The organism is Amycolatopsis sp. NPDC049252 (assembly GCF_043197175.1).
Lineage (GTDB): Bacteria > Actinomycetota > Actinomycetes > Mycobacteriales > Pseudonocardiaceae > Amycolatopsis.
The window spans coordinates 18,817-43,916 of record NZ_JBICSQ010000060.1; the positions used below are offsets into that span (position 1 = coordinate 18,817).

The window sequence follows — 25,100 nt, forward strand, 5'->3', positions numbered from 1 at the left end:
GAGGGTAAGCCCGCTCCGGTTCGCCCAGGTGGTCCGGGTGGTGGTCACAGCCTCGACGGGCGCCAAAACTTACCCCGATCGAGTGAAGGGGCCGCGGGGAAGATCAGCGGCCGGCCGGGTGTTGTCCCCAAGGAGAACCTTGACGTGGTGAGTTCGCCACGTCCCGAAGATCGTGAGAGGAAACGCCCATGCTGTTCGGTGACGAGCACGTCCGCCGCTACGAGGAGACCGACGGTGAGGTCGGCCACGACTGGAAGGACGGTGTCCCGGCGCTGGTGCTGACCACCACGGGCCGCAAGACCGGCCAGGAGCGCAAGTTCGCGCTGATCTACCAGGAGGTCGACGGCAACGCCGTGATCGTCGCGTCCAAGGGCGGCGCGCCGAACCACCCCGGCTGGTACTACAACCTCCTCGAGCACCCCGAGGTCGGCGTCCAGGTGAAGGCCGACAAGTACAAGGCCCGTGCCCGCACGTCCACGGGCGAGGAGCGCGCGAAGCTGTGGGACAAGCTCGCCGCCGTCTGGCCGGACTACAACGAGTACGCGAAGAAGACCGACCGCGAGATCCCCGTGGTGGTGCTCGAGCGGCTGTGATCTGCGCCGCGTTCCGCGCGCGGAACGGCCGATCCGGCCGGAGGTCGGCTACGAATTACCTTCATGACCGACCGCTGGACCGCCCTCGACCTCGAGGGTGAGCTGCTCACCCGACGCCAGATGATCGCCTACGGCCGGCGCTTCGCCCGCGCCGGCCGTGGCGCCTGGTATAGCTTCGCGATCGAGGTGGTCTGGCAGTTCCTCGTGCAGACCACCCGGTTCCGGGTGCGGGGCTCGCGGAACATCCCGAAGACCGGCGGGGTGCTGGTGGCCTCCAACCACCTGTCGTTCGCCGACCCGACGACCCTCACGGCCTTCTGCCTCGCCGCCGGCCGTGTGCCGCGGTACCTGGCGAAGGCTTCTCTCTGGGACCTCCCTGTCGTCCGTTCGGTGATGCGTTCCGGCCGGCACATCCCGGTCTACCGTGGCGCCGTGACGGCCTCGGAGGCCTTCCGCGACGCGGTCGCCTCGGTCAACGCCGGCGAGTGCGTCGCGATCTTCCCGGAGGCGACGTTCTCCAAGGACCCGGCCGGCTGGCCGATGCGGGGCAAGACCGGTGTCGCCCGGATCGCCCTGGAGACCGGCGCGCCGGTGATCCCGGTGGCCAACTGGGGCACGCACCGCCTGCTGCCGGCCACCGCGTGGTTCCCCCGCGGCCTGCCGCGCAAGACCGTCGACCTGGTCGCCGGGCCGCCCGTCGACCTGTCCGACCTCGCCGGCCGCGAGCTGACCCGCGCGGTGCTGGAGGAGGCGACGGCCCGCATCATGGCGGCGGTGACCGACCTGCTCGTGACGCTGCGCGGCGAGCGCCCGCCGGTCGCCGCCTGAGGCCCGGGTCACCCCGCCGGGCGAGGCGCGGGAGGGTAGTTTCGGACGTATGAGTGCACAACACTTTGATGTCGTCGTGCTGGGGGCCGGGGTAGGTGGCTACGTCGCGGCGATCCGGGCGTCCCAGCTGGGGCTCAGCGCCGCCGTGGTCGAGGAGAAGTACTGGGGTGGCGTCTGCCTGAACGTCGGGTGCATTCCGTCGAAAGCACTCCTGCGCAACGCCGAGCTGGCGCACGTGGTGACGCAGGAGGCGAAGGCGTTCGGCATCTCGTCCGACAGCCCGATCCGCGTCGACTACACGGCCGCCTACGAGCGCAGCCGCAAGGTCGCCGACGGGCGCGTCAAGGGCGTGCACTTCCTGATGAAGAAGAACAAGATCACCGAGTTCGACGGGCACGGCACGTTCGTCGACGACCACACCCTCGAGGTGAACGGCGATCGCCTCACGTTCGGCCACTGCGTCATCGCGACGGGCGCGACGACCCGCCTGCTGCCGGGGACCTCCCGCAGCTCCCGCGTGGTCACCTACGAAGAGCAGATCCTCTCGAGCGAGCTGCCCTCGAGCATCATCATCGCCGGGGCCGGCGCGATCGGGGTCGAGTTCGCCTACGTGCTGCACAACTACGGTGTCGACGTCACGATCGTCGAGTTCCTCGACCGGATGGTCCCGCTGGAGGACGCCGAGGTGTCGGCGGAGCTGGCCAAGCGGTACCGCAAGCTCGGCATCAAGGTGCTGACCTCGACCCGCGTCGAGTCGATCGACGAGTCGGACGCGTCGGTGCACGTGACGGTGTCCTCGGAGAAGGACGGCACGCAGGTCCTCGAGGCGGAGAAGGTCCTGCAGGCCATCGGCTTCCAGCCGCGTGTCGAGGGGTACGGCCTGGAGAACACCGGTGTCGCCCTGACCGACCGCGGTGCCATCGCGATCGACGGCCGCGGCCGCACGAACGTCGACCACATCTTCGCGATCGGCGACGTGACGGCGAAGCTGATGCTGGCGCACGCTTCGGAGTCGATGGGCGTGGTCGCGGCGGAGACGATCGCGGGCGCGGAGACGATGGAACTCGACTTCCCGATGATCCCGCGCGCGACGTACTGCCAGCCGCAGATCGCCAGCTTCGGGTGGACCGAGGCGCAGGCCCGCGAGAAGGGCTACGACGTCCAGGTCGCGAAGTTCCCCTTCACCGCCAACGGAAAGGCCCAGGGCCTGGGCGACGCCGGCGGTTTCGTGAAGCTGATCAGCGACGCGAAGTACGGCGAGCTGATCGGCGGTCACCTCATCGGGCCGGACGTCACGGAGCTGCTCCCGGAGCTGACGCTGGCGCAGCAGTGGGACCTGACGGTGCACGAGGTCTCCCGCAACGTCCACGCGCACCCGACGCTGGGTGAAGCGGTGAAGGAAGCCCTGCACGGCCTCGCGGGGCACATGATCAACATGTAGTCCGGTTCCCTGCTCCGACCGGCCGAGCTGCCGGTCGGAGCAGGGGGCGGTCACCACCCGGCCGTGCGGGCCATCCTTGCCACCTGATCCGGCCGGGCCGCGTCGCGGGCCGTGGGTGCGCCGGTCTTCGCCGGCACGCCCAGTGCTTTCGTGATCAGGGCCGCTTCCGCCGCCATACCCGGCTGGTACGGGGGGAACGCCGTGGCCGCGAACAGGTTCGTCGACTGGCCGGCGACCCAGGCCGGGTCGCCCGCGCACGCGTCGTGCCCCAGACTCGGGCCGTAGGTGTCCGCGAACTGCGCCTTCTCCTGCTTCGCCGCCGACTCGATCGCCGCGTTCAGCGCCCGCTCCACCTGACCCGCCCAGGCGTAGTCGCCATCGGACAACGGGACCACCGGCGGGCAGTAGCCATGCGGCCGGACCAGCCGCGGGTAGCCGACCAGCACGATCTCCGCACCGGGCGAGTGCTCGCGGACGCCCCGGATCACCTTCGCCAGGTTGCGGCCCGTGTGCTGGACCGCTGCCGTCATCGTGTCCACGCCGCCGGCCGGGTAGTGCGCCTGGCACGGCGAGCCCGCCGGATCCGCCGCGGGCAGCGTCGGGCACGTGCCGACCAGGGAACCGAAGACGCCGTGGTCGTTGCCGCCGATCCTGATCGTGACCAGGTCCGTGTCGAGGGTCGGCGCGTCGAACTGCGGGCTTTGCGTGCTCAGCCGGATGTCCGGCGACGGGGTCCCCTGGGCCGCCGTCATGTTCGCCGTGTCCGCCGACGAGCAGCTCACGTCGGTGAACCCGCCGGGGGCGTCGTAGAGCCCCAGCCGGGTCGCCGGCCCCGACGGGTGGTTGTCGGTCGAGCGGAAGCACCAGCTCGCCCGCTGCCACGGGACCAGCGGCCCGGCCGTGCAGGAGTCCCCGAGCGCGACGTACCTGCCGAACGAGGGCTCCGCGGAAGTGGCCGGGGCCGCGGCGACGAGGCCGGTGAGCACCGGTCGCCTGCTCCCAAAAGACATGAGATTCTTTCACGTCAAAGTCTCCCGCATGTAAGGGATGGTGAAGACGACCTCGGGCCGCGCCCAGGTGATCTTCGGGGGTCTCGGCGGGATCGTGCCGGTGCGCCGGGCGCCCATGCGGAGGTAGAACCCCAGCGCGGGCGGGTGCGAGACGACGCGGACGGTCCGCATCCCACGCGAGCGTGCTTCGGCGAACATGTGCGCGACGAGCCGGCCGCCGAGGCCGAGGCCCTGGGCGGTGTCCGCGACGAACAGGATGTCGAGTTCCGGTGGTTCTTCGAGGAGTGCGTAGAAACCCAGGAGTTCCTCGCCGGTCATCGCGGCGAAGGTCGGGTTGGTCTCGACGTAGCCGGGCGTGACGGAGTAGCCGTCGAGGATGGACGCGTATTCGCCTTGGTAGGCGGAAGAAGCGTGCATCAGCGCGGTGAAGGAGGCTGCTTGGGATCCGGTGGCCCGGACGATGTCGACCATGCTGCGCAGCCTACGAACGACGTCCGACAGTTTCGGTACGGTGGGGAGGTGACGGATCTCGATCGACTCCGGAATGTCTTGCGGCACAACGAAATTCTCGGCGAAATTCTCGAACGGGTGAAGGTTCTCGGGCTGCCGGACTGGTACCTCATAGCCGGGTGTGTGGTGCAGACCGTGTGGAACGTGCTCACCGGGCGCGAAGCCGCCGAGGGGATCAAGGACTACGACCTCTTCTACTACGACGCCGCGGATCTTGGCTGGGCCGCGGAGGACCGCGTGATCAAAGCGGTCGCGCAGGTGTGCGGCGACCTGCCGGTCGAGGTGGAGGTCCGCAACGAGGCTCGCGTACATCTCTGGTACGAAGCCAAGTTCGGCGTTCCCTGCCCGCCGTTCGCCAGTACGGAAGCGGCCATCAATGCGTTTCCCGCGGTCTGCTCCTGCGTCGGCGTGCGGCTCGAACCCGACGGGCGAATGCACGTCTACGCACCCCATGGCTGTGACGATCTCTTCGCGCTCGTCGTCCGGCCGAACGACGTGCTCGCGCCGCGTGTGGTCTTCGAAGGCAAGGTCGCCCGGTGGCGTCGGCGGTGGCCGGAACTCACGGTGTTCACTTCCGGCTAGCTCCAGCCGTTCAGCTCAGGAGACTGCGCGGTGCCACCGTGGTCGGTACCGCGAGCGAGACAACCAGGACTACGTCCGCTCGCTGGGCGCGACCGCCGTCGTTCACGGCGCCGGGCTGAAGGAACGGGTCGAGGCCGCCGCCGCAGGGGATCGACGTCGCGCTCGACGGGGACGGTGGGGTCACCCTGGAGGTTTCCCTCGAACTGGTGAAGTGGCGTGACCGCATACCGACGCTCTTCGAGCACGCGAAAGCGGCGTGCTCGTCTCGAATTCCGGACGCTCGGCTGGCCCGCCTCGCCGAGCCGGCCGCGCTCTACGCCAAGGGCGACGTTCGCCGTACGTACCCGTTCGGCGAGGCGGCCGCCGCGCATCGGGAGATCGAGGCCGGGAAAAATCGTTCTCACGTTTCCCTGATCGTTCCACGATGTGGACGGGCGCACGTTCCCGACTTTGGTCGCTGGACCCCGTGATCGGTGACTCCTTAGATTCTCCCCATTACACCGGTCGGGTGTCATTCGGTCGAGTGGCCGAGTATCACAGGGGAGAAATCGATGGTGAGATTCAGCCGGGTCGCCGCGCACGCGGTTCCGCTGACGGTCGGGGCCTTGCTGCTCTCGACCGGGGTCGCCGCGGCGCAGCCGTCCACGGTGGACGCCGCGACCGCGCGCACCGAGGCGGGCATCAGCGCGCTGCAGAGCATCAAGAAGAGCCTGACCCCGGCCGAGCGCAAGCAATCGAGCCAGCTGGTCGTCGAGAAGCGGTTGCGGGCCGACCGTTCCCTGGCCGCGAAGCTGCCGGAATACCGCTCCGGCGTCGGTGTCAGCGCCGCCGGCACCGTCTCGGTCGACATCGCCTCCTCCCGCGACCAGGCCGTCTCGGACGCGGTCAAGGCGGCCGGCGGCACCGTCCGCTACGCCGCGGCGGACACCGTCCGCGCGGACCTGCCGCTGTCCGCCCTGGACGCGATCGCCGGGCGCGCCGACGTGGCCGAGGTCAAGCCCGCCGCCCAGGCCACCACCTGGAGCGAGCCGGGCAACCGGGACCTGCGCCAGGCGCTCGCCGCCAAGGCCGCCGCCGCGACCGTCGTGTCGGAAGGGGACAAGGCCCACGGCACCGACACCGCTCGCACCACCTACGGCGTCAGCGGTTCCGGCGTGAAGGTCTGCGTGCTCTCCGACGGCGTCGACTCGCTCACGAAGTCCCAGACCGCCGGCGAGCTGCCTGCGGTCGACGTCCTGTCCGGCCAGAAGGGCAGCGGCGACGAGGGCACCGCGATGCTCGAGATCGTCCACGACCTCGCGCCCGACGCCACCCTCGGCTTCGCGACCGCCTTCACCAGCGAAGCCAGCTTCGCCGCGAACATCCGCGCGCTGCGCACCACGAGCCACTGCCAGATCATCGTCGACGACGTCTCGTACTTCGACGAGTCGCCGTTCCAGGACACCCAGGTCGCGCAGGCCGTCAACGACGTCACCGCGGCCGGCGTCTTGTACTTCTCCTCCGCCGGCAACTCGGGCAACGCGACCGACGGCACCAGCGGCTACTACGAGGGCGACTTCCGCGCGTCCTCGACGAAGATCACCGGCGTCACCGGCACGCCGCACGACTTCGACCCCAGCAGCACCACGCAGAACTTCGACGCGCTTTCGGCGGGCTCGCTCGGCAAGCCGGTGACGCTGTTCTGGTCCGACCCGTGGGGCAAGTCCGCCAACGACTACGACCTGTTCATCCTGAACTCCGCGGGCAGCGTCGTGGCCTCCAGCGAGAACGGCCAGTCCGGCTCCCAGAACCCGTACGAGATCGCCAACGTGCCGACCACCGGCTCCGGCTACAAGGTCGCCGTGGTGAAGTACAGCGGCGCGGACCGCTTCATCGCGCTCAACGTGATCCGCGGCCGGTTCGTCGCCTCGGGCTCGCTCAAGGCGTTCAGCACCAACGGAGTCACCAACGGCCACTCGGCCGCGGCGAGCGCGTTCAGCGTGGCGGCGGCTCCGGCGGCGGGCGCGTTCAGCCGGCCGCTGGAGACCGGCGACCCGGCGAACCCGGCCGGCCCGTACCCCGGCGTGTTCACCGCGTCGAGCAAGTGGGAGCGGTTCTCCTCCGACGGCAAGCGGCACCTGTTCTACAACGCCGACGGCACCGCGATCACCGCGGGCAACGTGTCCTCGACCGGCGGCACGACGCGCAGCAAGCCGGACATCACGGCGGCCGACGGCGTCTCGACCTCGGTGACGGGCTTCCAGCCGTTCTTCGGGACGTCGGCGGCGGCCCCGCACGCGGCGGCCATCGCGGCGCTGCTGCTCTCGGGCAAGCCGACGGCGACGCCGGCGGAGATCCGCACGGCGCTGGTGTCGAGCGCGATCGACCTGGGCGCCCCCGGGTTCGACACGGTGACGGGCAACGGCCTGATCATGACGGGCCCGGCGCTGGCCGCGCTGGGCGTGCAGCCGAAGTAGGTCCTTCTCACGAAGAGGGCCCGGCACCCGCCGGGCCCTCTTTCGTCATTTGCGGGTGACCAGCAGGTGGAAGCCGAGCCCGCTGTGGGCGAACTTCTCGTGCCGGAGCGGACTCAGCCCGGCGGCGCTCAGCGCGGCTTCCAGCACGGGGACCGGACGGATGCGGAAGCCGTTTTCGGTCAGCATCCGCGCGCGGCCCATGAGGTCCGGGTCGCCGACGCCCAGCACGAACCGCCCGGCCGGCGCGAGCACCCGGGCGATCTCGGCGAACGCGGCATCGAGATCGTCGACGAAGTAGACCGTGTTCGTCGAGACGATCGCGTCCACCGAACCGTCTTCGAGCGGCAACGCCGCCATCGGGCCCTCGCCCAGGACCAGCCGCCCTTCGCCGATCTCCCGGTGGAACGTCGTTCGCGCCCGGTCGAGCATCGTCGTGGAGATCTCCACGCCGTGCACCGTGCGCGCCTTCCGCAGCAGAAGGGAGAGCCCGAGGCCGCCGCCGAAGCCGATGTCCAGCGCTGACTCGCCGCCCGACAGCTCCAAAGCCGCGACCGCCTTCACGACCGCTTCCCGGTTCCGGCGGTTGAGCGCCGAGCCGACGAACCGGCCGCGCAGGCCGCTAGGGTGGCCGAGTTGCCGGGCGAGCCCGGCCTGGAAGCGGTCGCGAAGTCCCATGTGCACAGTCTAGGAGGCCTGACGGTGAAGACAGCGGTGGTGACCGGGGCCGGCTCGGGGATCGGCCGGGCCGTGGCCCGTGCTCTGCTCGACGACGGCTACCAGGTCGCGCTCGCCGGACGCCGGGCCGACGCGCTGACCGAGACGGCCGCGGGCGCTCCGAACGCCCTCGCCGTGCCCACCGACGTCTCCGACGAGCAGTCCGTCGAAGCGCTCTTCGACGCCGTCCGCGACCGGTGGGGGCGGCTCGACCTGCTGGTCAACAACGCCGGGATCGGGGCGGCCGGGACCGTCGCCGACCTGTCCGTCGCGGACTGGAAGCGGACCGTCGACGTCAACCTCACCGGGATGTTCCTCTGCGCCCAGCAGGCCGTCCGGCTGATGAAGGACCAGGACCCGCGTGGCGGCCGGATCGTCAACAACGGCTCGATCTCCGCGCACGCGCCGCGGCCGGCGAGCGTCGCCTACACCGCCACCAAACACGCGGTCACCGGCCTGACCCGGTCGATCTCGCTGGACGGCCGGGCCTGGAACGTCGCCTGCGGGCAGATCGACATCGGCAACGCGGCCACCGAGATGACCGAGCGGATGGCCGCCGGCATCCCCCAGGCCGACGGCCGGATCCTGGCCGAGCCGACCTTCGACGTCCGGCACGTCGCCGACGCCGTGCGGTACATGGCCGGGCTGCCGCTCGACACGAACGTCCAGTTCCTCACCATCACCGCGACGACCATGCCGTTCATCGGCCGCGGTTAGGGGATCACCCGCGCCTTCCGGAATTCGTCGAAGAGGCGGTAGAACATCTGCTCCGTCTCGACGTAGGTGTGGAAGCCCGCGCGGCGCGACTTCGACGTGTCGGCGAACATGTCGTAGTCCCAGCCGAACACGAAGTCGCCGAACGACCAGGATGCCGAGACCTCTGCGTACGACGCCGTGAGGCCGTGCTTCGCCGCCATCGATGTCCACAGTGGACTCTTGTCGGCCATCACGTCCGTCAGCGACATCTGCAACGGCGGTGCGACGTCGAGGTCGAAGTACGCGGCCAGTTTCGGCCAGAGTTCGCGCCAGCGGAACAGGTCGCCGTTCGCGATGTTGAACGCGCCCTGCTGTCCCGTCGCCCAGACCGTCGCCTCGGCGAGCAGGCCCGCGTCCGTCATCTCCAGCAGGCTGTCGTACGCGCCGGGCTTGCCCGGGAACCGCAGCGGCAGGCCGAGTTCCTTCGAGATCGACGCGTAGACCGCGATCACCAGCGCCAGGTTCATCGGGTTGCCCAGCGCGGTGCCGCCGACCACCGACGGCCGGATCGCCGACCACGTCCACGGCCCCTGCCGCCGTTCGAGGACCTGCTGCTGGTCGACGTTGAACTCCGGGGGCATGTGCCCGGCGTCGGACTCGCGGGCCGGGGTCTTGAACGGGCCGAGGTGCGCGCCGTAGACCTTGTAGCCCTGCATCAGGCTGACGTGCTCGAGGGCGGCAGGCTCGAGGGCGTCGACGAGGTTGGCCAGCATCGCCACGTTCGGTGCGACCAGTTCACTCCACGACGGTTTGTCCTGGTAGGCGGCGTAGAACAGGTGGGTCGTGCCGGTCAGCTCGCCGACCTTCGCGCGGGTGTCGGCCGGGTCGAGCAGGTCGACGGCGACGTTCCCGGGCCCGCCGCGCCGCGACAGGCGGACGACGTCCCAGCCGCCGTCCGCCCGGAGGTGCTCGACGAGGTTCTTGCCGATGATCCCGTTCGCCCCGGCCACCAGGGCTGTCTTGCGTTCCATGAGACCAGCCTGCGCAAACTCGTCGGATAAGTCCAAGGCTTGGTTGTCAGTCCAGCGATAAGCTGTGTTCATGACGAGTCTGCGGCAGCTCGAGTACCTGGTCACGGTGGTCGACACGGGGTCGTTCACGCGTGCGGCGGAGCAGCTGCACGTGACGCAGCCCGCGCTGTCGCACCAGATGCGGGCGCTGGAGCAGAGCGTCGGCGGGGCGCTGCTGGAACGGCTGCCGCGCGCGGTCCGGCTCACGCCGATGGGCCGGGCGATGCTGCCGCACGCGCGGGCGGCGCTGGCCGACGCGGAGCGAGCGCGCTGCGCCGCCCGGCTCGCGTCCGGCACGACGGCGGGTGAGCTGCAGGTCGCGACGGTGTATTCGGTCAGTCTCGGCGTGCTGCCGCCCGCGTTGCGGGTGTGGCGGCGCGACCGGCCCGGCGTGGACGTCCGGCTGATCGAGTTCCGGCACGCCGACGAGCTGCGCGACGCGATGGCCGCGGGCGAGGCCGACGTCGCCCTCGGCCCGCTGCCTGCCGGCTGGACCGGGCCGGTGCGCACGCTCGGCGTCGAGGAGTTCGTGGTCGTGCTGCCCGCGGACGGCGCTGCGGAGGACGACACGACCGGCGTCGTCGACCTGGCCACGCTCGCCGACTGCGCGTGGGTGCACTACGCGCCGGGCAACGGCCTGGCCGAGCTGGTCGACACGACGTGCGCGGCGGCGGGCTTCCGGCCGCGCGCGGCGGTCCGCACCGAGCAGACGGCGGCCGCGCCGATCCTGGCGGCGGCCGGGCTGGGGCCGGCGCTGGTCCCGGCGAACGTCCTGCCGGCGCGGTTCGACGGCCGGGTGCTGCGGCCGTCGGTGCCGGTGCGGCGGACCTTGGCGGCGTACACGCGGGCGGCGCCGGACCCGTTGACCTCGGCGTTCATCGAGACGCTGGTCGAGCACGCGACGGTCTGACCGCGGCGGGCTAAGTCAGCGGTTCGGTCGAGCCTTCGGCCAGCGCGCGGCTCACCTTGTCCAGGATGCCGCTGACCAGGCCGCCATAGGCGTCGTCGCCCAGCGCGTCCGCCGTCGCCTGCGCTTTCTCGAGGAACTCGCGAGCACGGTCCGCGTCGCCGAGCCGCCGGTGGTCGTCGGCGAGACTCAGGTACAGCGACGGCATGAACCCCCGCACCCGCAGCGACCCGTCGTACTCCTGCGCCCGCTCGTCGCTCACGCCGTCGGCCGCGGCCAGGGCGCGCTCGTCCCACCGCAGCTCCTCACGCTGGTCGTCCTGCAGGTCGGCCAGGAAGTGCGCGATCACGCAGCGGTGGAAGTCGTCCCCCTCGACCCCGTCCCACATCGACTCCAGCTCCTGGCGGGCGCTCGCCCGCTCACCGGCCTGTCCGCGCTGCACGGCCGCGGTCACCCGGGCCATCACCGCGTCTTCCATCCGCTTCTCCTAGGTCGTGATCCCGGTCAGCATCGGGCCGGTGAACGGTGTCGTCGTGACGGCGCGGACCCGCTCGCTCCAGACGGCGTGGCCGTGACCCGACCAGAGCGGGGCCACCGGGAGGTCGCGCAGCAGCTGGTTCTCGGCCAGGCGGTAGAGCTGGCCGGCTTCGTCGGCCGTTGCCGCCGCGTCGGCCAGCGCCAGGTTCTGGCGGAAGACCTCGTCCGTGTAGCCGGATGCTTCGGCGAGCGTCGACAGCAGCTCGTACGGGCTCGGCGTCGCCAGTTTGACGTCCAGTGTGGACGGTCCGTCGAGCGGCCCGGCGGCCGGCCTCGCCTGCGCTGTCACCGAAACGTCCAGGGCCTTGTGCAGCCCGACGGCCAGGGTGCGCGTCCACTCCTCGGCGCCCGGTCCGAAGTAGACGGTCGCGCCGCCGGGGAAGGACGCCTGCTTGAGCAACGCCTTGCCAGCCGGTGCGTCGAAGCTGCACGGACGGCACGTGCCCGTGCGCTCGCCCGGCGCGTCCGCCGGGGGCAGCAGGGCCCTGGCCGGGTCGACCTGGTGGGCCAGCGGGCCGGCTTCCAGGGCCGCGCGGTCGACGCCGAGCGCGAAACCGTGGCGGACCGTCGCGTCGGCGAAGGCGGGTGAGGTCACCGGGAAGGCGAGGTAGCCGGCCTGCGGCAGCGCCCACGTCGCGTGCCGGTCGCCGAACTCGTGGATGGCCTCGTGCTTCTCGCCGGGGACCTCCGTCGCGAGGTCGAGCGTGCCCGCCTTGACCGCGTCGTACTGCGCCGCCGGCTCGCCGACCCGCAGGTCGATCTCCGCGGCACCGCCCTCGCCGACGCGTTTCAGCGTCCCGCCCGAACCGGGTTTCCACGGCCCGTCGAGGCGGTACGGGCCGTTGCCGACCGGCGCCTTCGCGAAGCCGTTCCAGTCGCGGGAGGCGAGCACCGACGCGGGCAGCGGCACCAGGCCCGGCGCCGACAGCAGCGCCGGGACCTGGCCGGAGGGGCGGTCGAGCGTCAGCGTGAGGACGTCCGGTCCCGAGGCCTTGATCTCCTGGGCGCGCAACCACTTCGTGAGCACCGGCGACGACACCCAGTGCTCGCCGGCGACCGCCCGCCAGGTGTCCACATAGGACTGCGCGGTGACCGGGGTGCCGTCGTGGAAGGTCGCGGGCCGCAGCTTGACCGTCCAGTGCACCCGGTCGGTGCTCTCGATCGACTCGGCCGCGCGGGGTGTCACCTTGCCGGTGGCCGCGTCGTAGTCGGCGAGCGGGGTCCACAGTGCGCCGGTCACCAGCCGGCCCGCCTGGTCGGCGAGGTCGGCGGGCAGCAGCGTCGCGGGCTCCCGGATGCCGACGGACAGGACGCCGGGGGCCGGGCCGGGGTCGGCGCACCCCGCGACGGCGAGGGCCAGGACGGCGAACAGGGCGAGCAAGCGCATGCGCCAGTCCTACCAGTCAGGAGGCAACCAAAGGCGGTTGTGTCCGGTTGATCTCCGTCGTACGGTTCGGAACGTCACGCTCCACGCGTTCTGGGAGGATTCGTGCGCACCTGGCTCCGGACGTGTTTCGCCGCCGTCACCGTCAGTGCCACCCTGGTCGCGACCGGGTTGCCGGCCGCCGCCTGCGGCGAGGACGACAAACCCGTGGTCCCGGCCACGCGGACGGCGGGTGACCCCGGCGCGATCAAGAACGTGAAGGCCGTGGGCAACGTGCCCGACGCGGCCGGCGCCATCTCGATCAACTTCCTCGACTACGGCCGCCGCGACGTCATGGTCGTCTCCGGGGAGTTCGGCCTGAAGGTCTACGACCTGACGAAGAACCCGGCCGCGCCGAAGCTGGTCGGGCAGGTCAGTTTGCCGGGGCTGTGGGAGACCGAGGACACCGAGGTCGACCGGAACCGCAAGCTGGTGTTCCTGTCCCGCGACCCGCGCGCGTTCGCGGGCAACACCCACACCGGCGAGTCCGGCATCTACGTCGTCGACGTCTCGAAGCCCGAGGCGCCGTCGATCCTCAGCTACGTCAAGGTCCCGGCCGGGCACACCACCAGCTGCGTCGACGGCTGCCGCTACCTGTGGACCGGCGGCCCGGCGAAGGCCGACGACCAGCCCGCGGACTGGGGCGGGCGGCCGATCTGGGTCACCGACGTCGGCGACCCGCGGCACCCGAAGGTGAACCCGCAGCCGATCGAACTGGCCCGCAACGACGGCAAGACCGACTACGTGCACGACGTCCAGGTGGACGGCGACGGCGTGGCCTGGGTGTCCGGGCGCGGCGGGGTGCGTGGTTACTGGACGTCCGGGATCCACCGCGACCCGCTGTCGAACAGGATCCGCCGCGCGACGGCGCACGAGCCGATCCCGTACGCCGGCGGCGGGATCGCGGAGACGGCGGCGCCGTCCCGGTTCATGCACAACAGCTTCCACCCGGCCGGCTCCCGCGCCGGCGACGGCGCCTGGCGCGGGCACGACCTGATCTACGCGACGGAAGAGAACTTCGTCGACGGCTGCGCGGGCGACGGCGTCCTGACGATCTCGTCGCTCGCGGGCTCGTACCACGGCGAAGGCTGGCGTTCGACACCCGAGCAGCCCTTCCGGCTGCAGAGCGTCGGCACCTGGGGCGTCAACGGCCAGGAGGGCAGCGACCCCGCCTCCGACGACTGCTCCGCGCACTACTTCGACGTCCGCGGCAAGATCCTGGTGCAGTCGTTCTACGCGCAGGGCACGCGGTTCCTCGACGTCAGCGACCCGACGAACCCGCGGCAGATCGCCTACTACCGGCCGGGTGACGCGAGCGCGTGGGCGCCGTACTGGCACGGGAAGTACGTGTACGTCGCGGACAACGCGCGCGGGGTCGACATCCTGCAGCTGACGAAGTAAGCCAAGTCCGTGAATGGCACATCGAGGGACTCAGAGTCCCTCAATGTGCCATTCACGGACTTTCAGGAGGAGCGGAGCCAGACCGCGGTGTCCGTGGGGAGGTCGGTCGTGATCGGGCCGCTCGCCAGCAGGACTTCTCCGGCGGGTAGGGGCACCGGGGAGGCCGAGAAGTTCAGCACGAACGTGAAGCCCGGGTCCCGCGTGAAGGCCAGGACGCCGTCTCCGAGGGACAGCCACTCCAGGCCGCCCGCGCCGAGGGCCGGCTGCTCCTCGCGGATCCGCAGGCCGTCGCGGTAGAGCGACAGCATCGACGTCGGGTCCGCCGCTTCCGCGGCAGCCGTGTAGGCGCTCCACTCAGCGGGCTGCGGCAGCCACGCGTCCCCGGTGCCGAAGCCGAACGGCGGCTCGTCTCCGGACCAGGGGATCGGGACGCGGCAGCCGTCGCGGCCCGGGTCGGCGCCGTTCGTGCGGGCCCACACCGGGTCCTGGCGCAGCTCGTCGGGGATGTCACGGATCTCCCAGAGGCCCAGCTCTTCGCCCTGGTAGACATACAGCCCGCCCGGCAGGGCCAGTGTCAGCAGCGCCGCCGCGCGGGCCCGCCGGGTGCCCAGCTCGCGGTCCACCGGCAGCTCGTGCAGGCGGTTCGCGAAGCTGAACCCGGTGTCACCCTGCCGGCCGTACCGCGTGACGTGCCGGGTGACGTCGTGGTTCGACAGCACCCAGGCCGCCGGGGCGCCGACCTCGTCGTGCGCCAGCAGCGTGCGGGTGATGACGTCGCGGAAGCGCCCGGCGTCCCACGGGCAGACCAGGAAGTCGAAGTTGAACGCCGAGTGCAGCTCGTCGCGGCGCAGGTAGCGCGCCGCGCGGGACATGTCCGGCAACCACATCTCGCCGACCAGCACGCGCTCGCCCGCGTAGCTGTCGGCGATCTTGCGCCACGACCGGTAGATCTCGTGCAGGCCCTCCATGTCGGAGAACGGCGTCTCGTCGCCGTCTTCGACGTCCGGCAGCCGTGGGTCCTTGACCAGCCCGTCGGCGACGTCGATGCGGAAGCCGTCGACGCCGCGGTCGAACCAGAACCGCAGCACGTCCTCGAACTCCTGGCGGATGTCCGGGTTCTCCCAGTTGAAGTCCGGCTGGCGCGAGCTGTAGAGGTGCAGGAACCACTCGCCGTCCGGCACGCGCGTCCAGGCGGATCCGCCGAAACGGGACTTCCAGTTGTTCGGCGGCTCGGCGCCGTCCGGGCCGCGGCCGGGCCGGAACCAGAACCGCTGCCGCTCCGGCGAACCCGGGCCCGCGGCGAGCGCGGCCTGGAACCAGCGGTGCTCGTCGGAGCAGTGGTTGGGCACGATGTCGATGATCACCCGGATGTTCCGGGCGTGCGCCTCGGCGAGCAGCTCCTCCGCCTCGGCGAGCGTGCCGAACAGCGGCTCGATGTCGCGGAAGTCGGCGACGTCGTAACCGCCGTCGTCCATCGGCGACGGGTACCACGGGGTGAACCAGATCGCGTCGATCCCCAGCTGCGCCAGGTGGTCCAGGCGGGCGCGGACGCCGGCGAGGTCGCCGATGCCGTCGCCGTTGCCGTCCGCGAAGCTGCGGATGTAGACCTGGTAGATCGCCGCGCTACGCCACCAGCCGGTCTTGTCGGTCACGGAAGTGCCCTCCTAGTTGTCGTGGAAACCCCGGGCGCGGCTCAGCCCTTGACGGCGCCGGCGGTCAGCCCGGCGAGGATCTGCCGCTGGAACGCCAGGAACAGCGCCACCATCGGCAGGCTGGCCAGCACCATCCCGGCGACGAGCACGTTGAGCGGCATGTCGATCGCCACCCGTTGCAGCATCACCGAGAGGGTCTGCTTTTCGGTGTCCGGGAACACCAGCAGCGGCCAGATGAAGTCCTTCCACGCGGTGACCACCGCGAGGATCGACACCACGGCCAGGATCGGCCGGGAGATCGGCAGGATGATCCGCCACAGCGTGCGCACCGGCCCGGCGCCGTCGATGCGCGCCGCTTCGATCAGCTCGTCCGGGATCTGGTCGAAGAACCGCTTCAGCAGGTAGATGTTGAACGCGTTCGCCGCCGCCGGGAGCCACACCGCGGTCGGCGAGTTGATCAGGTTCAGGTGCACCAGCGGCAGGTCCGTCACCGTCACGTACGTCGGCACCAGCAGGGCCGTGGCCGGCAGCATCAGCGTGGCCAGCATCAGGCCCAGCACGACGTTGCCGAACTTCGGGCGCAGCTTCGACAGCGCGAACGCGGCCGGGACGTCGATGGCCAGCTGCGCCAGCCACGCGCCGCCGGCGACGATCAGCGTGTTGAGGAAGTACTTGCCGAGGCTCAGCTGGTCCCACGCCTCGCCGAACGTCTCGGGGTGCCACTCGTGCGGGATGAGCGTGGCCGGCGTCTGCGCCAGTTCCTGCGGCGACTTCATCGCCCCGGTGACGACCCAGTACAGCGGGAACATGAACGCCAGGACGAACACCACGAGCGTGCAGGCGAAGATCACGCCGTAGACGGCCTTGCCCCGCCGGCTGCGCAGCGAGCCGGGGGAGACGAGGGTCCTCATGTCTGGTCCGCCTTCCGCGTCAGCCGGACGTACCACGCCGAGAACACGCCCAGCGCGACGAACAGCAGCAGGCTCATCGCACTCGCCGAGCCGAAGTCGTTGTAGACGAAGGCGTACCGGTAGAGCAGGAGCAGCACGGTGACCGTGGAGTCGTCCGGCCCGCCGCCGGTCATCACGTACGGCTCGGTGAACACCTGCATCGTCGCGACGATCTGCAGCAGCAGGAGCACCAGCAGCACGAACCGGGTCTGCGGGAACGTGACGTGCCGCAGCCGCTGCCACATCCCGGCGCCGTCGAGCTCCGCGGCTTCGTACAGCTCGCCGGGGATCGTGCCGAGCGCGGCCAGGTAGATCAGCGTGGTGCTGCCCATGTTCGCCCAGGTGGAGACGAACACCAGCGACAGCATCGCGGTGGTGGAGGAGTCGAGCCACTGCCCGCCGGGCAGCCCCACCGCGCCGAGCGCGGAGTTGAACAGGCCGGGACCCGGGTCGTAGAACCACTTCCACATCAGCGCGGTGACGACCGGCGGCAGCATCACCGGCAGGTACACCGCGAGCCGGAAGAACGCCTTGGCGTGCCGGATCTCGTTCAGCAGCACCGCGGTGAGGAACGGGACGGCGAACCCGAAGACCAGCGCGAGCCCGGTGAACAGCAGTGTGTTGCGCCAGGCGACGCCGAACAGCGGGTCTTCGAACAGCCGGCTGAAGTTGTCGAACCCGACCCACGTCGGCGCGTTGACGAAGTCGACCTGCTGGAAGCTCAGCAGCACGCCCCGGACGATCGGGTACCAGGAGAACAGCGCGAACACCACGAGCGCCGCGCAGAGCAGGCCGTACGCGGTGAGGTTCTCCTTCAGCTTGCGCCGGAACCTCGTCCGGCGGCGGTCCTCCGGGGAGGCGACCGGCCGCCTGGCCCGCGACGAGGACGTCGCGGGCCAGGCGAGAAGGCTACTTGACCTGGGCGAGGACACTGTTGACCTTCGACGACGCGGACGACAGCTGCTGGTCGATGTTGGCGTTCTGGTCGGTGAGCACCGCCTGCATGACGCTGTCGAGGGCGGCGTAGACCTGCTGGGCGTTGGGCGGCTCGATGCTGCCCTTGATCTTGCTCGTGGTGTCCACGTAGGACCGGAAGTTCTCGGCGGGCACGTTGGCGTACTTGGCCTTCAGCGTCAGCTGCTGGTCACGCACGGCGCCCTGCCAGACGTCCGGGGTGGGCTCGGCGGGCAGGCCGACCGGCTGCTTGCCGTCGACGTACTGCTTGATGTGCTTCTCGAAGCGGTCCGGGTTCAGGTACTTCCACTGGATCCACTCGAGGCCGGCCTTGATCTTCTCCGGCGAGGCCTTCGGGTTGAGCATGTAACCCTCGCCACCGAGCAGGGTGCCCTGCCCGCCGGGCATGCCCGCGATGCCGTAGTCCTCGTACTTGCCGTTGAACTGCTTGACCAGCACCGGGACGTTGTCCGGGGCGGCCATGTACATGCCGAGCTGGCCGGCACCCATCATCCGCTGCACGTCCGTGGCTTCCAGCAGCTGCTTGGCGCCCATGGAGTTGTCGGTCCAGCGCATGTCGTGCAGGTACTGCAGGGCCTGCTTGCCCTTCTCGTTGTCGAAGTCGGCGACCCACTTGTCGCCGTCCTTGCGGGCGATGTCGCCGCCCATCGAGTACAGCCAGCTGGTCATGTGCCAGCCGCCCTGATTGTTCTTGCTGTAGTCGGCGTACCCGACGGTGCCGTTGCCCAGCGCGGAGATCTTCTTCGCGTCCTCGCGGACCTCGTCCCACGTCGCCGGCGGTTTGTTCGGGTCGAGCCCGGCCTTTTGGAACAGCGTGCGGTTGTAGAGCAGGCCCATCGTGTAGTTCATCGTCGGCAGGCCGAAGAGCTTGCCGTTCGCGTCACGGAAGTTGTCCAGCAGTTCCGGCTTGATGTCGTTGATGTGCGGGACGCTCTTCGCGGCTTCCGTGATGTCCGCGGCTTGATGACGCGTGATGATCTGCGCCGGGTCGGTGAAGTAGACGTAGTAGACGTCCTCGAGCTGGCCGCCGGCGAGCTTCGCGGAGAACGTCTTCGGGTCCATGAACCCTTCGTGGGGCTCGATCTGGATGTTCGGGTGCGACGCCTCGAACTCCTTGACGTCGGCGTCGAACACGCTGCGCTCGAACGGCTGGCTGGTCGGCGGCTGGCCGGTGACCGTGATCTTCACCTTGCTCCCGGGCGCGGCGGTGTTGCCGTCGTCGCCGCAGGCGGCCACCCCCAGTGCGAGGCCACCTGCGGCCAGTACGCAGAACAAGCGACGGGGCAAGGATCGGGACCAGGGACTGCTCATCTCAAGCCTCTTCTCGGGGTCGCGACGGCTGTCACGTGATTGCGGTCACTCTAAAGTGTGAGACCGGATCGACGCAATAAGCCGACGAGACTTTGCAAGTTACGAACAGGCTGCGGTCGGACCCGGAGAGAGAACGGAGACGAGTGGGTACCGCCGAACGCTCCAGTGCGCCCGGGCGCGCGAAAAAGGCGCGACGGCTCGGAAGCCGTCGCGCCTCGGGGGAACGCGGGGTCAGGCGATGCGGCGGGCCGTCGAGCCCCGGACCACCAGCTCCGGCGCGAACAGCAGCTCCTCCGCCGCCACCTCGCCGCCGTTGATGCGCTTGACCAGCAGCTCGACCACCGCGCGGCCCATCGCCTCGATCGGCTGGCGGGTGGTCGTCAGGGGCGGGTCGGTGCAGTTCATCAGGGCCGAGTCGTCGTAGCCGACCACCGAGACGTCGTCGGGCACGGACAGGCCCTGCCGCCGGGCCGCGCGGACCGCGCCCAGGGCCAGCAGGTCGCTCGCGCAGAGCACGGCGGTGGCGCCGCGCGGGTACAGCCGGGCCGCCGCCGCGTGGCCGCCTTCGATGGAGAACATGCCGTGCTCGACCAGCTCGTCCAGCACCGGCAGGCCGAGCTTCGACGCGTACGCCTGGAACGCCTCGAGCTTGCGCTTCGACGGCACGTGGTCGGTCGGCCCGAGGACCAGCCCGATCTTCTCGTGCCCGAGCGAGCTGAGGTGCCCGACGACCTGCTCGACGGCGACCGCGTCGTCGCACGACACCTGGGGCAGGCCGAGGTGGTCGACGGCCGCGTTGATCAGCACCGTCGGGAGCCGCCGCTCGACCAGGTGGTGGTAGTGCGAGTGCACCGCGTCGGACTGCGCGTAGAGGCCGCCGGCGAACACCACGCCCGACACCTGCTGCTGCAGGAGCAGTTCGACGTACTCCGCCTCCGACACCCCGCCCGCGGTCCGGGTGCAGAGCACCGGCGTGAACCCCTGCTGCGCGAGCGCGTTGCCCATGATCTCGGCCAGCGCCGGGAAGATGGGGTTCTGCAGCTCGGGCAGGACCAGCCCGACCAGGCGGGCGCGTTCCCCGCGCAGCTGGGTGGGCCGCTCGTAGCCCATCACGTCCAGCGCGGTGAGCACGGCGGCGCGGGTGCTGGCGGACACCCCCGACCGCCCGTTGAGCACCCGGCTGACCGTGGCTTCACTGACCCCGACCTGGCGGGCGACTTCGGCAAGACGACGCGTCATGAGTGAAACTTTACAGCAACTGCGCGCAAAAGTAAGACAAGCCCGTACCGGTCCCGGGACCGGTACGGGCTTGCCGGACGATGCGAGTCTACGAGGCCGCCACCTCGAACTCGGACACCTGGCCCGCGGGCCAGCCGGTGTTGCCGGTGAACGTCAGCCGCACGAAGCGCTGCGACGTCGCCGAGAACGACGCCGACGCCGTGTTGCCCGACGCCGGGTCGAACGCGTAGCCGCGCGAACCCACCAGCGTCGTGTAGGAGCCGCCGTCCTGACTGCCCGAGATCGTCACCGTCTGGGTGCGCGCGCCCCACGCCGAGGACGGCGGCAGCTTGAGCGTCACCTTGTTGATCGACGCCGCCGCGCCCAGGTCCACGGTCAGCGTCTGCGGGAACGCGTTGTTCGCGCTCTCCCAGTACGTGTCCGCGTTGCCGTCGTTGGCGTTCGACGGCGGGAACCCGCCTTGGGACGCCGACGCGCTGATCGCCTTGCCCCGCGCGATGTTGCTGCCGGACTGCGGCGGCTGCTGCGGGCCCGAGTTCGGCGCGGGCCAGCTCGAGCAGTCGGTCCAGGTGCCGGTCCAGCCGCTGTTGCCCGAGCCGCCGAAGGTCATCTTCGGGATCGACGCCGGGTACGGGCAGTTGTAGGTGCCGGTGACGCCGACGCCGGACGCGCTCAGGTTGCTGATCGACACCGACCCCTGCGTCTGCGACTGCGCCACGAACGTGCCGACGCCCTGCACCGAGACGCCGTCGATCGTGACGCCCTGGATCTGCTTGCCCTGCCCGTTGCCGTCGATGAACTGGATCGCCTCGTACGGGCTCTGGATCGCGGTGAACCCGGTGACGCGGATGGTCACGCCGGTGATCGCCTGGTCACGCGCGTCGAACCACAGCGCGCCGACGCCGAACTGCCAGTTCGGGTCGAGCGCCCCGGCCCGCAGCGCGGTGTTGTTCGACAGCGTGACCGTGCCGCCCAGCGGCACCGAGCTGAACCGGTTCGCCACCAGGTAACCGCCGCCGAGCGCGTTGGTGTCCTGCACCAGGTTGCCGCTGACGGTGTTGTCCGACCCGCCGTAGAGCGCGATGCCGTTGGCCAGGTTCGGCTGCACCACGGTGTTGTTGGCGATCGTGTTGCCGGAGTCGGCCTGGCCGTTGGACCAGAGCGCGAGGCCGTCGTCGCCGTTGTTGCGCAGGTAGTTGTTGCGCAACGCCGAGTTCGTCACCGCGCCGTCGAAGTTCACGCCGTCGGCCTGGGTGTCCAGGATGCGGTTGTTCTCGATGGTGAGGTTCGACGACGCGCCGTTCATCAGCCACAGCCCGCACTTGGTGTTCTGGATCCAGAGGCCGCTCACGACCGAGCCGGTGCCGAGGACGCCGTGGAACGCGTTGTCCGGGCTGCCGTCGTTGCGTTCGGTGACGTCGCCGAACACCGCGAAGTCGTACAGCTTGATGTTCCCGGACGCGCTGCCGTTGTTGAAGATGTTGTTGCCGTGCAACACGGTGTACCACGGGCCGGCGCCCCGGACGGTCGTCTGGTCGATCTGCAGTGCCGACCCGATTTCGAACCGGCCGGACGGCACGAACAGCTCCTTGCCCTGCGACCGCGCCGCCGACAGGCCGTTGCGGAACGCCTGGGTGTCGTCGGAGGAGTCGTTCGCGGTGGCGCCGTAGTCGGTCACCGAGAGCGCGTTCGCCGGCTTCGAGCCCGCGCCGCCGACCTGCTCGAAGTCGGCCAGGTCGATGGTCGCCTGGCCGACGTCACCGGAGTCGGCCTGGACGCGGACCTTCGTGCCGGCCGCCGCGTTCTGGCCGAAGAGCAGCCGGGCGTCGTCGAAGAAGTGGTGCGTCTTCGAGCCCGAGATGAAGCCGGTGTCCACATAGGAGTACCGGGACGTCACGGACAGCCCGCTGCCGAGCTTGGTCCCGCCGACGTACACCGAAAGCCGCCCGGACGAGCCGTCGGGGATGGTGTAGTGGACGTTGATCGCGTTCGCCGCCGCCGGCAGCGTGAACTCGACGTACTGGCCGGACCCGATCCGGACGGCCTGCCGCCCGGACGCCTCCGAAGCGATGCTGCCCTGCGTGTAGTCGGGGCCGACGGCCGAGCCGTTGGTCGCCGAGCACTCGGCCTCGACCGTCCGGAAGGGCACGCTGGCACCGCCGGACGCCGTCGTCGGGCAGGTCGCTGCGGCCGCCGGAGTGCCGCTGACCAGGACAGTCAGGCCGGACGCGGCGAGGGCCGCGGCCAGCAGCGCCGCGTGGCGCCGTGGGATGGGGGACATCGTCGTCACCTCTCTGCTGGGTTCAGGACGAATAGGCTTCGAGTTCGGACAGCTGTCCCGCGGGCCAGCCGGTGTTGCCGGTGAAGGTCAGCCGCAGGGTGCGCGCGGACGTCGCCGGGAAGGTGATGGTCGCGGTGTTGCCCGAAGCCGGGTCGAACGTGTAGCCGGCCGCGGCCTTGACGCCGTCGACCGCGATCGTCTGCGTGCGCGTGCCCCACGCCGAGGACGGCGGCAGCTTCAGCACCAGCCGCGACACCGACACGGTGGCGCCGAAGTCGACGGTCAGCGACTGCGGGAACGCGTTGTTCGCGCTCTCCCAGTACGAGTTCGCGTCACCGTCGACCGCGTTGCCCGGCGGGAAGCCACCCTGGGACGCCGACGCGCTGATCGCCTTGTGCAGCGCCAGGTTCCCGGTCGGCGGGGCCGTCGTCGTGGTGGTCGGCGGCGTGGTGGGCGTGGTCGGGGTCGTCGGCGTGGTCGTGCCGCCGTTGTCCGAGCCGTAGACCGGCGTCGGCCAGGAGCCGCAGTACGTCGTGCTCCAGCCCGAGTTGCCGCCCTGGTCGGCGAGGCCGGTCAGCGCGTCCGGGCCCATGCAGTTGTAGACCCCCGCGCGGCCGATCCCGGTCGCGACGACGTTCTTCACCGTGCCGGTCGGCTTCGCCTGCAGCTGCCAGGCGAAGGTGCCCGCGCCGGTGATGCGCACGTTCGTGAAGTGCACGTCGGTGGTCTGGCTGTCGATGAACTGGATGGCCTCGTAGTTGTTGTCCAGCAGGTCGAGGTCGGTGACGTCGACGCGGCCGGTGATGGCGCCGTCGCGGCCGTCGAACCACAGGGCGCCGACGCCGAACTGCCAGTTCGAGTCGAGCACGCCGGTGCGGATGGCGGTGTTGCGCGCGACGGTCGTCGTGCCGGCCAGGGGCACCGCGCTGAAGCGGTTGGCGATGTGAATGCCGCCGCCCTGGTCCTGGTTGTCGGCCACGACGTTGTCGGACACGGTGTTGTCGTGCCCGCCGTAGATCGCGATGTTGTTGGCCAGGATCGGCAGCAGCACGGTGTTGAAGGAGAACGTGTTGTTGTGGTCGGCGTCGTGCTCGGACCACATGGCCAGGCCGTCGTCGCCGGTGTTGCGCAGGAAGTTGTTCGTGACGGTGACGTTGCTGATGCCCTGGTGCAGGTTGAGCCCGTCGGCGGTCTGGTCGAGGATCCGGTTGCCGGACACGGTGAGCCCGTCGAACGGCCCGTCGAGCCACAGCCCGACCTTGGTGTGCTGCAGCCACAGGTTCTGCACGACCGAGCCGCCGCCCAGGGCACCGCCGATGGCGTTGGACTGGTCGCAGTCGACGCGGGCGTCGACCTGGCCGATGATCGCGAAGTCGTACAGCTTGACCGCGCTGCTCGTGCCCGGGACCGCGCCGTTGCCGGGGTAGGTCGACGTGCCGCAGCTGGCCGGTTCGCCCTTGCCGAAGATCCCGGCGCGCGGGCCGGTCAGCACGGAGTACCACGGGCCGGCGCCGCGGATCGTCACCTGGTCGACGGTGACGTGGTGGCCGAGGGTGAAGGTCCCGGACGGGATCCAGACCTCCTTGCCTTGACTGCGAGCGGCGGCGACGGCGGCGTCGAACGCGCCCGCGTCGTCACTCGTGTCACCCGCGGTGGCGCCGTAATCGGTGACGGACAGCGCGTTCGCCGGCTTGGCCGCGGCCGCGCCGACCTGCTCGAAGTCGGCCAGGTCGATCGTCGAGGTCGTGACGTCGCCCGCGTCGACCTGCAGCTTGATCTTGGTGCCGGCCGGGTAGTTCGTGCCCAGCAACGCGCGGGTCTCGTCGTAGAAGTGGTGCGCGTGGCCGTCACCCGGGTTGTTGGTGAACGGGTACGAGCCGTAGTACCAGGCGTACTTCGACGTCAGCGCGACGTCACGGTTGTGGGAACCGTTGACGTACAACGAAAGCGAGCCGCTCGTGCCCGTGCCGTTCCCGGAGTCCGGCAGGCTGAACCGGAAGTCGATCGAGTTGGCCGGCGCGGTGAGCGTGAATTCGACGTACTTGCCTTGACCGCCCAGCGTCACGGCTTTGCGGCCGGACGCCTCGCCGGCGAGGGTGCCGGCGTTGCGGTCCGGGCCGATGACCGTGCCGTTGGTCGCGGCGGTCTCGGCCTCCTGTTCGAGGAACGGCACGGTCGCGCCGCGTCCGGCGGCCAACGCCGAACCGGTGGCGGGGGACGCGGCGAGGGTGACGACGGTCAGGCCGGTCGCGGCAGCGATGGCGGCGGCCAATGCGCCGAATCTCGCGCGGCGACGCGGTACCGGAGCGTTTTGGGGCGCGCTGAAGACAGGGTGGGGAGACATGGAGCAGCAACTCCTCGTCGAGTGCGGGTGGGGACCCTTGTGACCTGGATCATACGAATCCGGGACAAGATAACGCAATAGATGAACGAACTTACGCAAATTTGCGACAGAAACTGACCGCTGCGCCGGATGCCGGACGTCGGTTTCCGTCGGGCGGAGCAGCGCCACCGACGTCGAAGC

At 70.4% G+C, this 25,100-nt stretch carries 22 protein-coding genes; 9 read left to right on the forward strand and 13 right to left on the reverse strand.

Annotated features, from left to right (window positions below; genetic code table 11):
* The first annotated feature begins 188 nt into the window (after window positions 1-188).
* From ACGFMK_RS36800 to lpdA, 3 genes are all read left to right on the forward strand, one after another.
* Complete coding sequence (locus ACGFMK_RS36800; protein ID WP_392773477.1) at window positions 189-593, forward strand: nitroreductase family deazaflavin-dependent oxidoreductase; 405 nt, start codon at window positions 189-191, stop codon at window positions 591-593.
* 63 nt (window positions 594-656) lie between these two features.
* The gene (locus ACGFMK_RS36805) at window positions 657-1,421 is read left to right on the forward strand and encodes a lysophospholipid acyltransferase family protein (protein ID WP_392773479.1); all 765 of its coding nucleotides are present in this window, start codon (window positions 657-659) and stop codon (window positions 1,419-1,421) included.
* A 49-nt stretch (window positions 1,422-1,470) separates the two neighbouring features.
* Window positions 1,471-2,862 (forward strand): dihydrolipoyl dehydrogenase, encoded by a 1,392-nt coding sequence (gene lpdA / locus ACGFMK_RS36810; RefSeq protein WP_392773481.1) that lies wholly within the window; start codon window positions 1,471-1,473, stop codon window positions 2,860-2,862.
* Between the two features lie 50 nt (window positions 2,863-2,912).
* Here the strand turns inward: lpdA and ACGFMK_RS36815 are convergent, their stop codons facing one another.
* Together ACGFMK_RS36815 and ACGFMK_RS36820 are read right to left on the reverse strand one after the other, a co-directional pair.
* On the reverse strand, window positions 2,913-3,872 hold the full coding sequence (locus ACGFMK_RS36815; protein ID WP_392773482.1) for an SGNH/GDSL hydrolase family protein: 960 nt from the start codon (window positions 3,870-3,872) through the stop codon (window positions 2,913-2,915).
* Window positions 3,873-3,881: 9 nt separating this feature from the next.
* On the reverse strand, window positions 3,882-4,343 hold the full coding sequence (locus tag ACGFMK_RS36820) for a GNAT family N-acetyltransferase (protein ID WP_392773483.1): 462 nt from the start codon (window positions 4,341-4,343) through the stop codon (window positions 3,882-3,884).
* Window positions 4,344-4,391: 48 nt separating this feature from the next.
* On the opposite strand from ACGFMK_RS36820, the gene ACGFMK_RS36825 reads away from it, so the two are divergent.
* The 3 genes from ACGFMK_RS36825 to ACGFMK_RS36835 all read left to right on the forward strand — a co-directional run bounded on the left by ACGFMK_RS36825 (window position 4,392) and on the right by ACGFMK_RS36835 (window position 7,420).
* Window positions 4,392-4,964 (forward strand): nucleotidyltransferase family protein, encoded by a 573-nt coding sequence (locus ACGFMK_RS36825; RefSeq protein ID WP_392773485.1) that lies wholly within the window; start codon window positions 4,392-4,394, stop codon window positions 4,962-4,964.
* Window positions 4,965-5,170: 206 nt separating this feature from the next.
* Entirely contained in the window at window positions 5,171-5,434 is a 264-nt protein-coding gene (locus tag ACGFMK_RS36830) for a hypothetical protein (RefSeq protein WP_392773486.1), read from the forward strand.
* A gap of 81 nt (window positions 5,435-5,515) precedes the next feature.
* Entirely contained in the window at window positions 5,516-7,420 is a 1,905-nt protein-coding gene (locus tag ACGFMK_RS36835) for a S8 family serine peptidase (protein WP_392773488.1), read from the forward strand.
* A 45-nt stretch (window positions 7,421-7,465) separates the two neighbouring features.
* On the opposite strand, the gene ACGFMK_RS36840 is transcribed toward ACGFMK_RS36835, so the two are convergent.
* The gene (locus tag ACGFMK_RS36840; RefSeq protein WP_392773489.1) at window positions 7,466-8,095 is read right to left on the reverse strand and encodes a class I SAM-dependent methyltransferase; all 630 of its coding nucleotides are present in this window, start codon (window positions 8,093-8,095) and stop codon (window positions 7,466-7,468) included.
* A 24-nt stretch (window positions 8,096-8,119) separates the two neighbouring features.
* Here ACGFMK_RS36840 and ACGFMK_RS36845 point away from each other — a divergent pair, with 24 nt between their 5' ends.
* A complete protein-coding gene (locus ACGFMK_RS36845) occupies window positions 8,120-8,851 on the forward strand; it encodes an SDR family oxidoreductase (protein WP_392773491.1) in 732 nt (243 codons plus the stop codon).
* Here ACGFMK_RS36845 and ACGFMK_RS36850 read toward each other — a convergent pair.
* The gene (locus ACGFMK_RS36850) at window positions 8,848-9,861 is read right to left on the reverse strand and encodes an SDR family oxidoreductase (protein ID WP_392773493.1); all 1,014 of its coding nucleotides are present in this window, start codon (window positions 9,859-9,861) and stop codon (window positions 8,848-8,850) included. The two genes, ACGFMK_RS36845 and ACGFMK_RS36850, sit on opposite strands and share 4 nt — an antisense overlap.
* Before the next feature lie 70 nt (window positions 9,862-9,931).
* On the opposite strand from ACGFMK_RS36850, the gene ACGFMK_RS36855 reads away from it, so the two are divergent.
* Window positions 9,932-10,810: a LysR family transcriptional regulator gene (locus ACGFMK_RS36855; RefSeq protein WP_392773495.1), complete on the forward strand. Its 879-nt coding sequence runs from the start codon at window positions 9,932-9,934 to the stop codon at window positions 10,808-10,810.
* 10 nt (window positions 10,811-10,820) lie between these two features.
* Here the strand turns inward: ACGFMK_RS36855 and ACGFMK_RS36860 are convergent, their stop codons facing one another.
* Window positions 10,821-11,285: a hypothetical protein gene (locus ACGFMK_RS36860; protein WP_392773497.1), complete on the reverse strand. Its 465-nt coding sequence runs from the start codon at window positions 11,283-11,285 to the stop codon at window positions 10,821-10,823.
* Window positions 11,286-11,294: 9 nt separating this feature from the next.
* Window positions 11,295-12,731 (reverse strand): ABC transporter substrate-binding protein, encoded by a 1,437-nt coding sequence (locus ACGFMK_RS36865; protein ID WP_392773499.1) that lies wholly within the window; start codon window positions 12,729-12,731, stop codon window positions 11,295-11,297.
* A 102-nt stretch (window positions 12,732-12,833) separates the two neighbouring features.
* Between ACGFMK_RS36865 and ACGFMK_RS36870 the strand changes: the two genes are divergently transcribed.
* Entirely contained in the window at window positions 12,834-14,168 is a 1,335-nt protein-coding gene (locus tag ACGFMK_RS36870; protein WP_392773501.1) for an LVIVD repeat-containing protein, read from the forward strand.
* A gap of 62 nt (window positions 14,169-14,230) precedes the next feature.
* On the opposite strand, the gene ACGFMK_RS36875 is transcribed toward ACGFMK_RS36870, so the two are convergent.
* The 7 genes from ACGFMK_RS36875 to ACGFMK_RS36905 form a co-directional block, all read right to left on the reverse strand.
* The gene (locus ACGFMK_RS36875; protein WP_392773503.1) at window positions 14,231-15,820 is read right to left on the reverse strand and encodes a glycoside hydrolase family 13 protein; all 1,590 of its coding nucleotides are present in this window, start codon (window positions 15,818-15,820) and stop codon (window positions 14,231-14,233) included.
* Window positions 15,821-15,861: 41 nt separating this feature from the next.
* Window positions 15,862-16,731 (reverse strand): carbohydrate ABC transporter permease, encoded by an 870-nt coding sequence (locus ACGFMK_RS36880; RefSeq protein WP_392773505.1) that lies wholly within the window; start codon window positions 16,729-16,731, stop codon window positions 15,862-15,864.
* On the reverse strand, window positions 16,728-17,702 hold the full coding sequence (locus tag ACGFMK_RS36885) for a carbohydrate ABC transporter permease (RefSeq protein WP_392773507.1): 975 nt from the start codon (window positions 17,700-17,702) through the stop codon (window positions 16,728-16,730). The genes ACGFMK_RS36880 and ACGFMK_RS36885 overlap by 4 nt, the downstream gene beginning before the upstream one ends.
* On the reverse strand, window positions 17,680-19,056 hold the full coding sequence (locus tag ACGFMK_RS36890; protein WP_392773509.1) for an ABC transporter substrate-binding protein: 1,377 nt from the start codon (window positions 19,054-19,056) through the stop codon (window positions 17,680-17,682). The genes ACGFMK_RS36885 and ACGFMK_RS36890 overlap by 23 nt, the downstream gene beginning before the upstream one ends.
* Window positions 19,057-19,287: 231 nt before the next feature.
* On the reverse strand, window positions 19,288-20,295 hold the full coding sequence (locus ACGFMK_RS36895; protein WP_323334255.1) for a LacI family DNA-binding transcriptional regulator: 1,008 nt from the start codon (window positions 20,293-20,295) through the stop codon (window positions 19,288-19,290).
* Between the two features lie 88 nt (window positions 20,296-20,383).
* The gene (locus ACGFMK_RS36900; protein ID WP_392773511.1) at window positions 20,384-22,576 is read right to left on the reverse strand and encodes a discoidin domain-containing protein; all 2,193 of its coding nucleotides are present in this window, start codon (window positions 22,574-22,576) and stop codon (window positions 20,384-20,386) included.
* 22 nt (window positions 22,577-22,598) lie between these two features.
* Complete coding sequence (locus ACGFMK_RS36905; RefSeq protein ID WP_392773512.1) at window positions 22,599-24,920, reverse strand: discoidin domain-containing protein; 2,322 nt, start codon at window positions 24,918-24,920, stop codon at window positions 22,599-22,601.
* Between the last annotated feature and the right edge of the window lie 180 nt (window positions 24,921-25,100).

Bases quoted from the DNA above. Each gene is read 5' to 3' on its own strand.
- ACGFMK_RS36890 (WP_392773509.1), bottom strand. From the start codon at position 19,056: ATGAGCAGTCCCTGGTCCCGATCCTTGCCCCGTCGCTTGTTCTGCGTA.
- ACGFMK_RS36855 (WP_392773495.1), top strand. From the start codon at position 9,932: ATGACGAGTCTGCGGCAGCTCGAGTACCTGGTCACGGTGGTCGACACG.
- ACGFMK_RS36895 (WP_323334255.1), bottom strand. From the start codon at position 20,295: ATGACGCGTCGTCTTGCCGAAGTCGCCCGCCAGGTCGGGGTCAGTGAA.
- ACGFMK_RS36905 (WP_392773512.1), bottom strand. From the start codon at position 24,920: ATGTCTCCCCACCCTGTCTTCAGCGCGCCCCAAAACGCTCCGGTACCG.
- ACGFMK_RS36840 (WP_392773489.1), bottom strand. From the start codon at position 8,095: ATGGGACTTCGCGACCGCTTCCAGGCCGGGCTCGCCCGGCAACTCGGC.
- ACGFMK_RS36900 (WP_392773511.1), bottom strand. From the start codon at position 22,576: ATGTCCCCCATCCCACGGCGCCACGCGGCGCTGCTGGCCGCGGCCCTC.
- ACGFMK_RS36850 (WP_392773493.1), bottom strand. From the start codon at position 9,861: ATGGAACGCAAGACAGCCCTGGTGGCCGGGGCGAACGGGATCATCGGC.
- ACGFMK_RS36835 (WP_392773488.1), top strand. From the start codon at position 5,516: ATGGTGAGATTCAGCCGGGTCGCCGCGCACGCGGTTCCGCTGACGGTC.
- ACGFMK_RS36805 (WP_392773479.1), top strand. From the start codon at position 657: ATGACCGACCGCTGGACCGCCCTCGACCTCGAGGGTGAGCTGCTCACC.
- ACGFMK_RS36865 (WP_392773499.1), bottom strand. From the start codon at position 12,731: ATGCGCTTGCTCGCCCTGTTCGCCGTCCTGGCCCTCGCCGTCGCGGGG.
- ACGFMK_RS36815 (WP_392773482.1), bottom strand. From the start codon at position 3,872: ATGTCTTTTGGGAGCAGGCGACCGGTGCTCACCGGCCTCGTCGCCGCG.
- ACGFMK_RS36880 (WP_392773505.1), bottom strand. From the start codon at position 16,731: ATGAGGACCCTCGTCTCCCCCGGCTCGCTGCGCAGCCGGCGGGGCAAG.
- lpdA (WP_392773481.1), top strand. From the start codon at position 1,471: ATGAGTGCACAACACTTTGATGTCGTCGTGCTGGGGGCCGGGGTAGGT.
- ACGFMK_RS36820 (WP_392773483.1), bottom strand. From the start codon at position 4,343: ATGGTCGACATCGTCCGGGCCACCGGATCCCAAGCAGCCTCCTTCACC.
- ACGFMK_RS36800 (WP_392773477.1), top strand. From the start codon at position 189: ATGCTGTTCGGTGACGAGCACGTCCGCCGCTACGAGGAGACCGACGGT.
- ACGFMK_RS36860 (WP_392773497.1), bottom strand. From the start codon at position 11,285: ATGGAAGACGCGGTGATGGCCCGGGTGACCGCGGCCGTGCAGCGCGGA.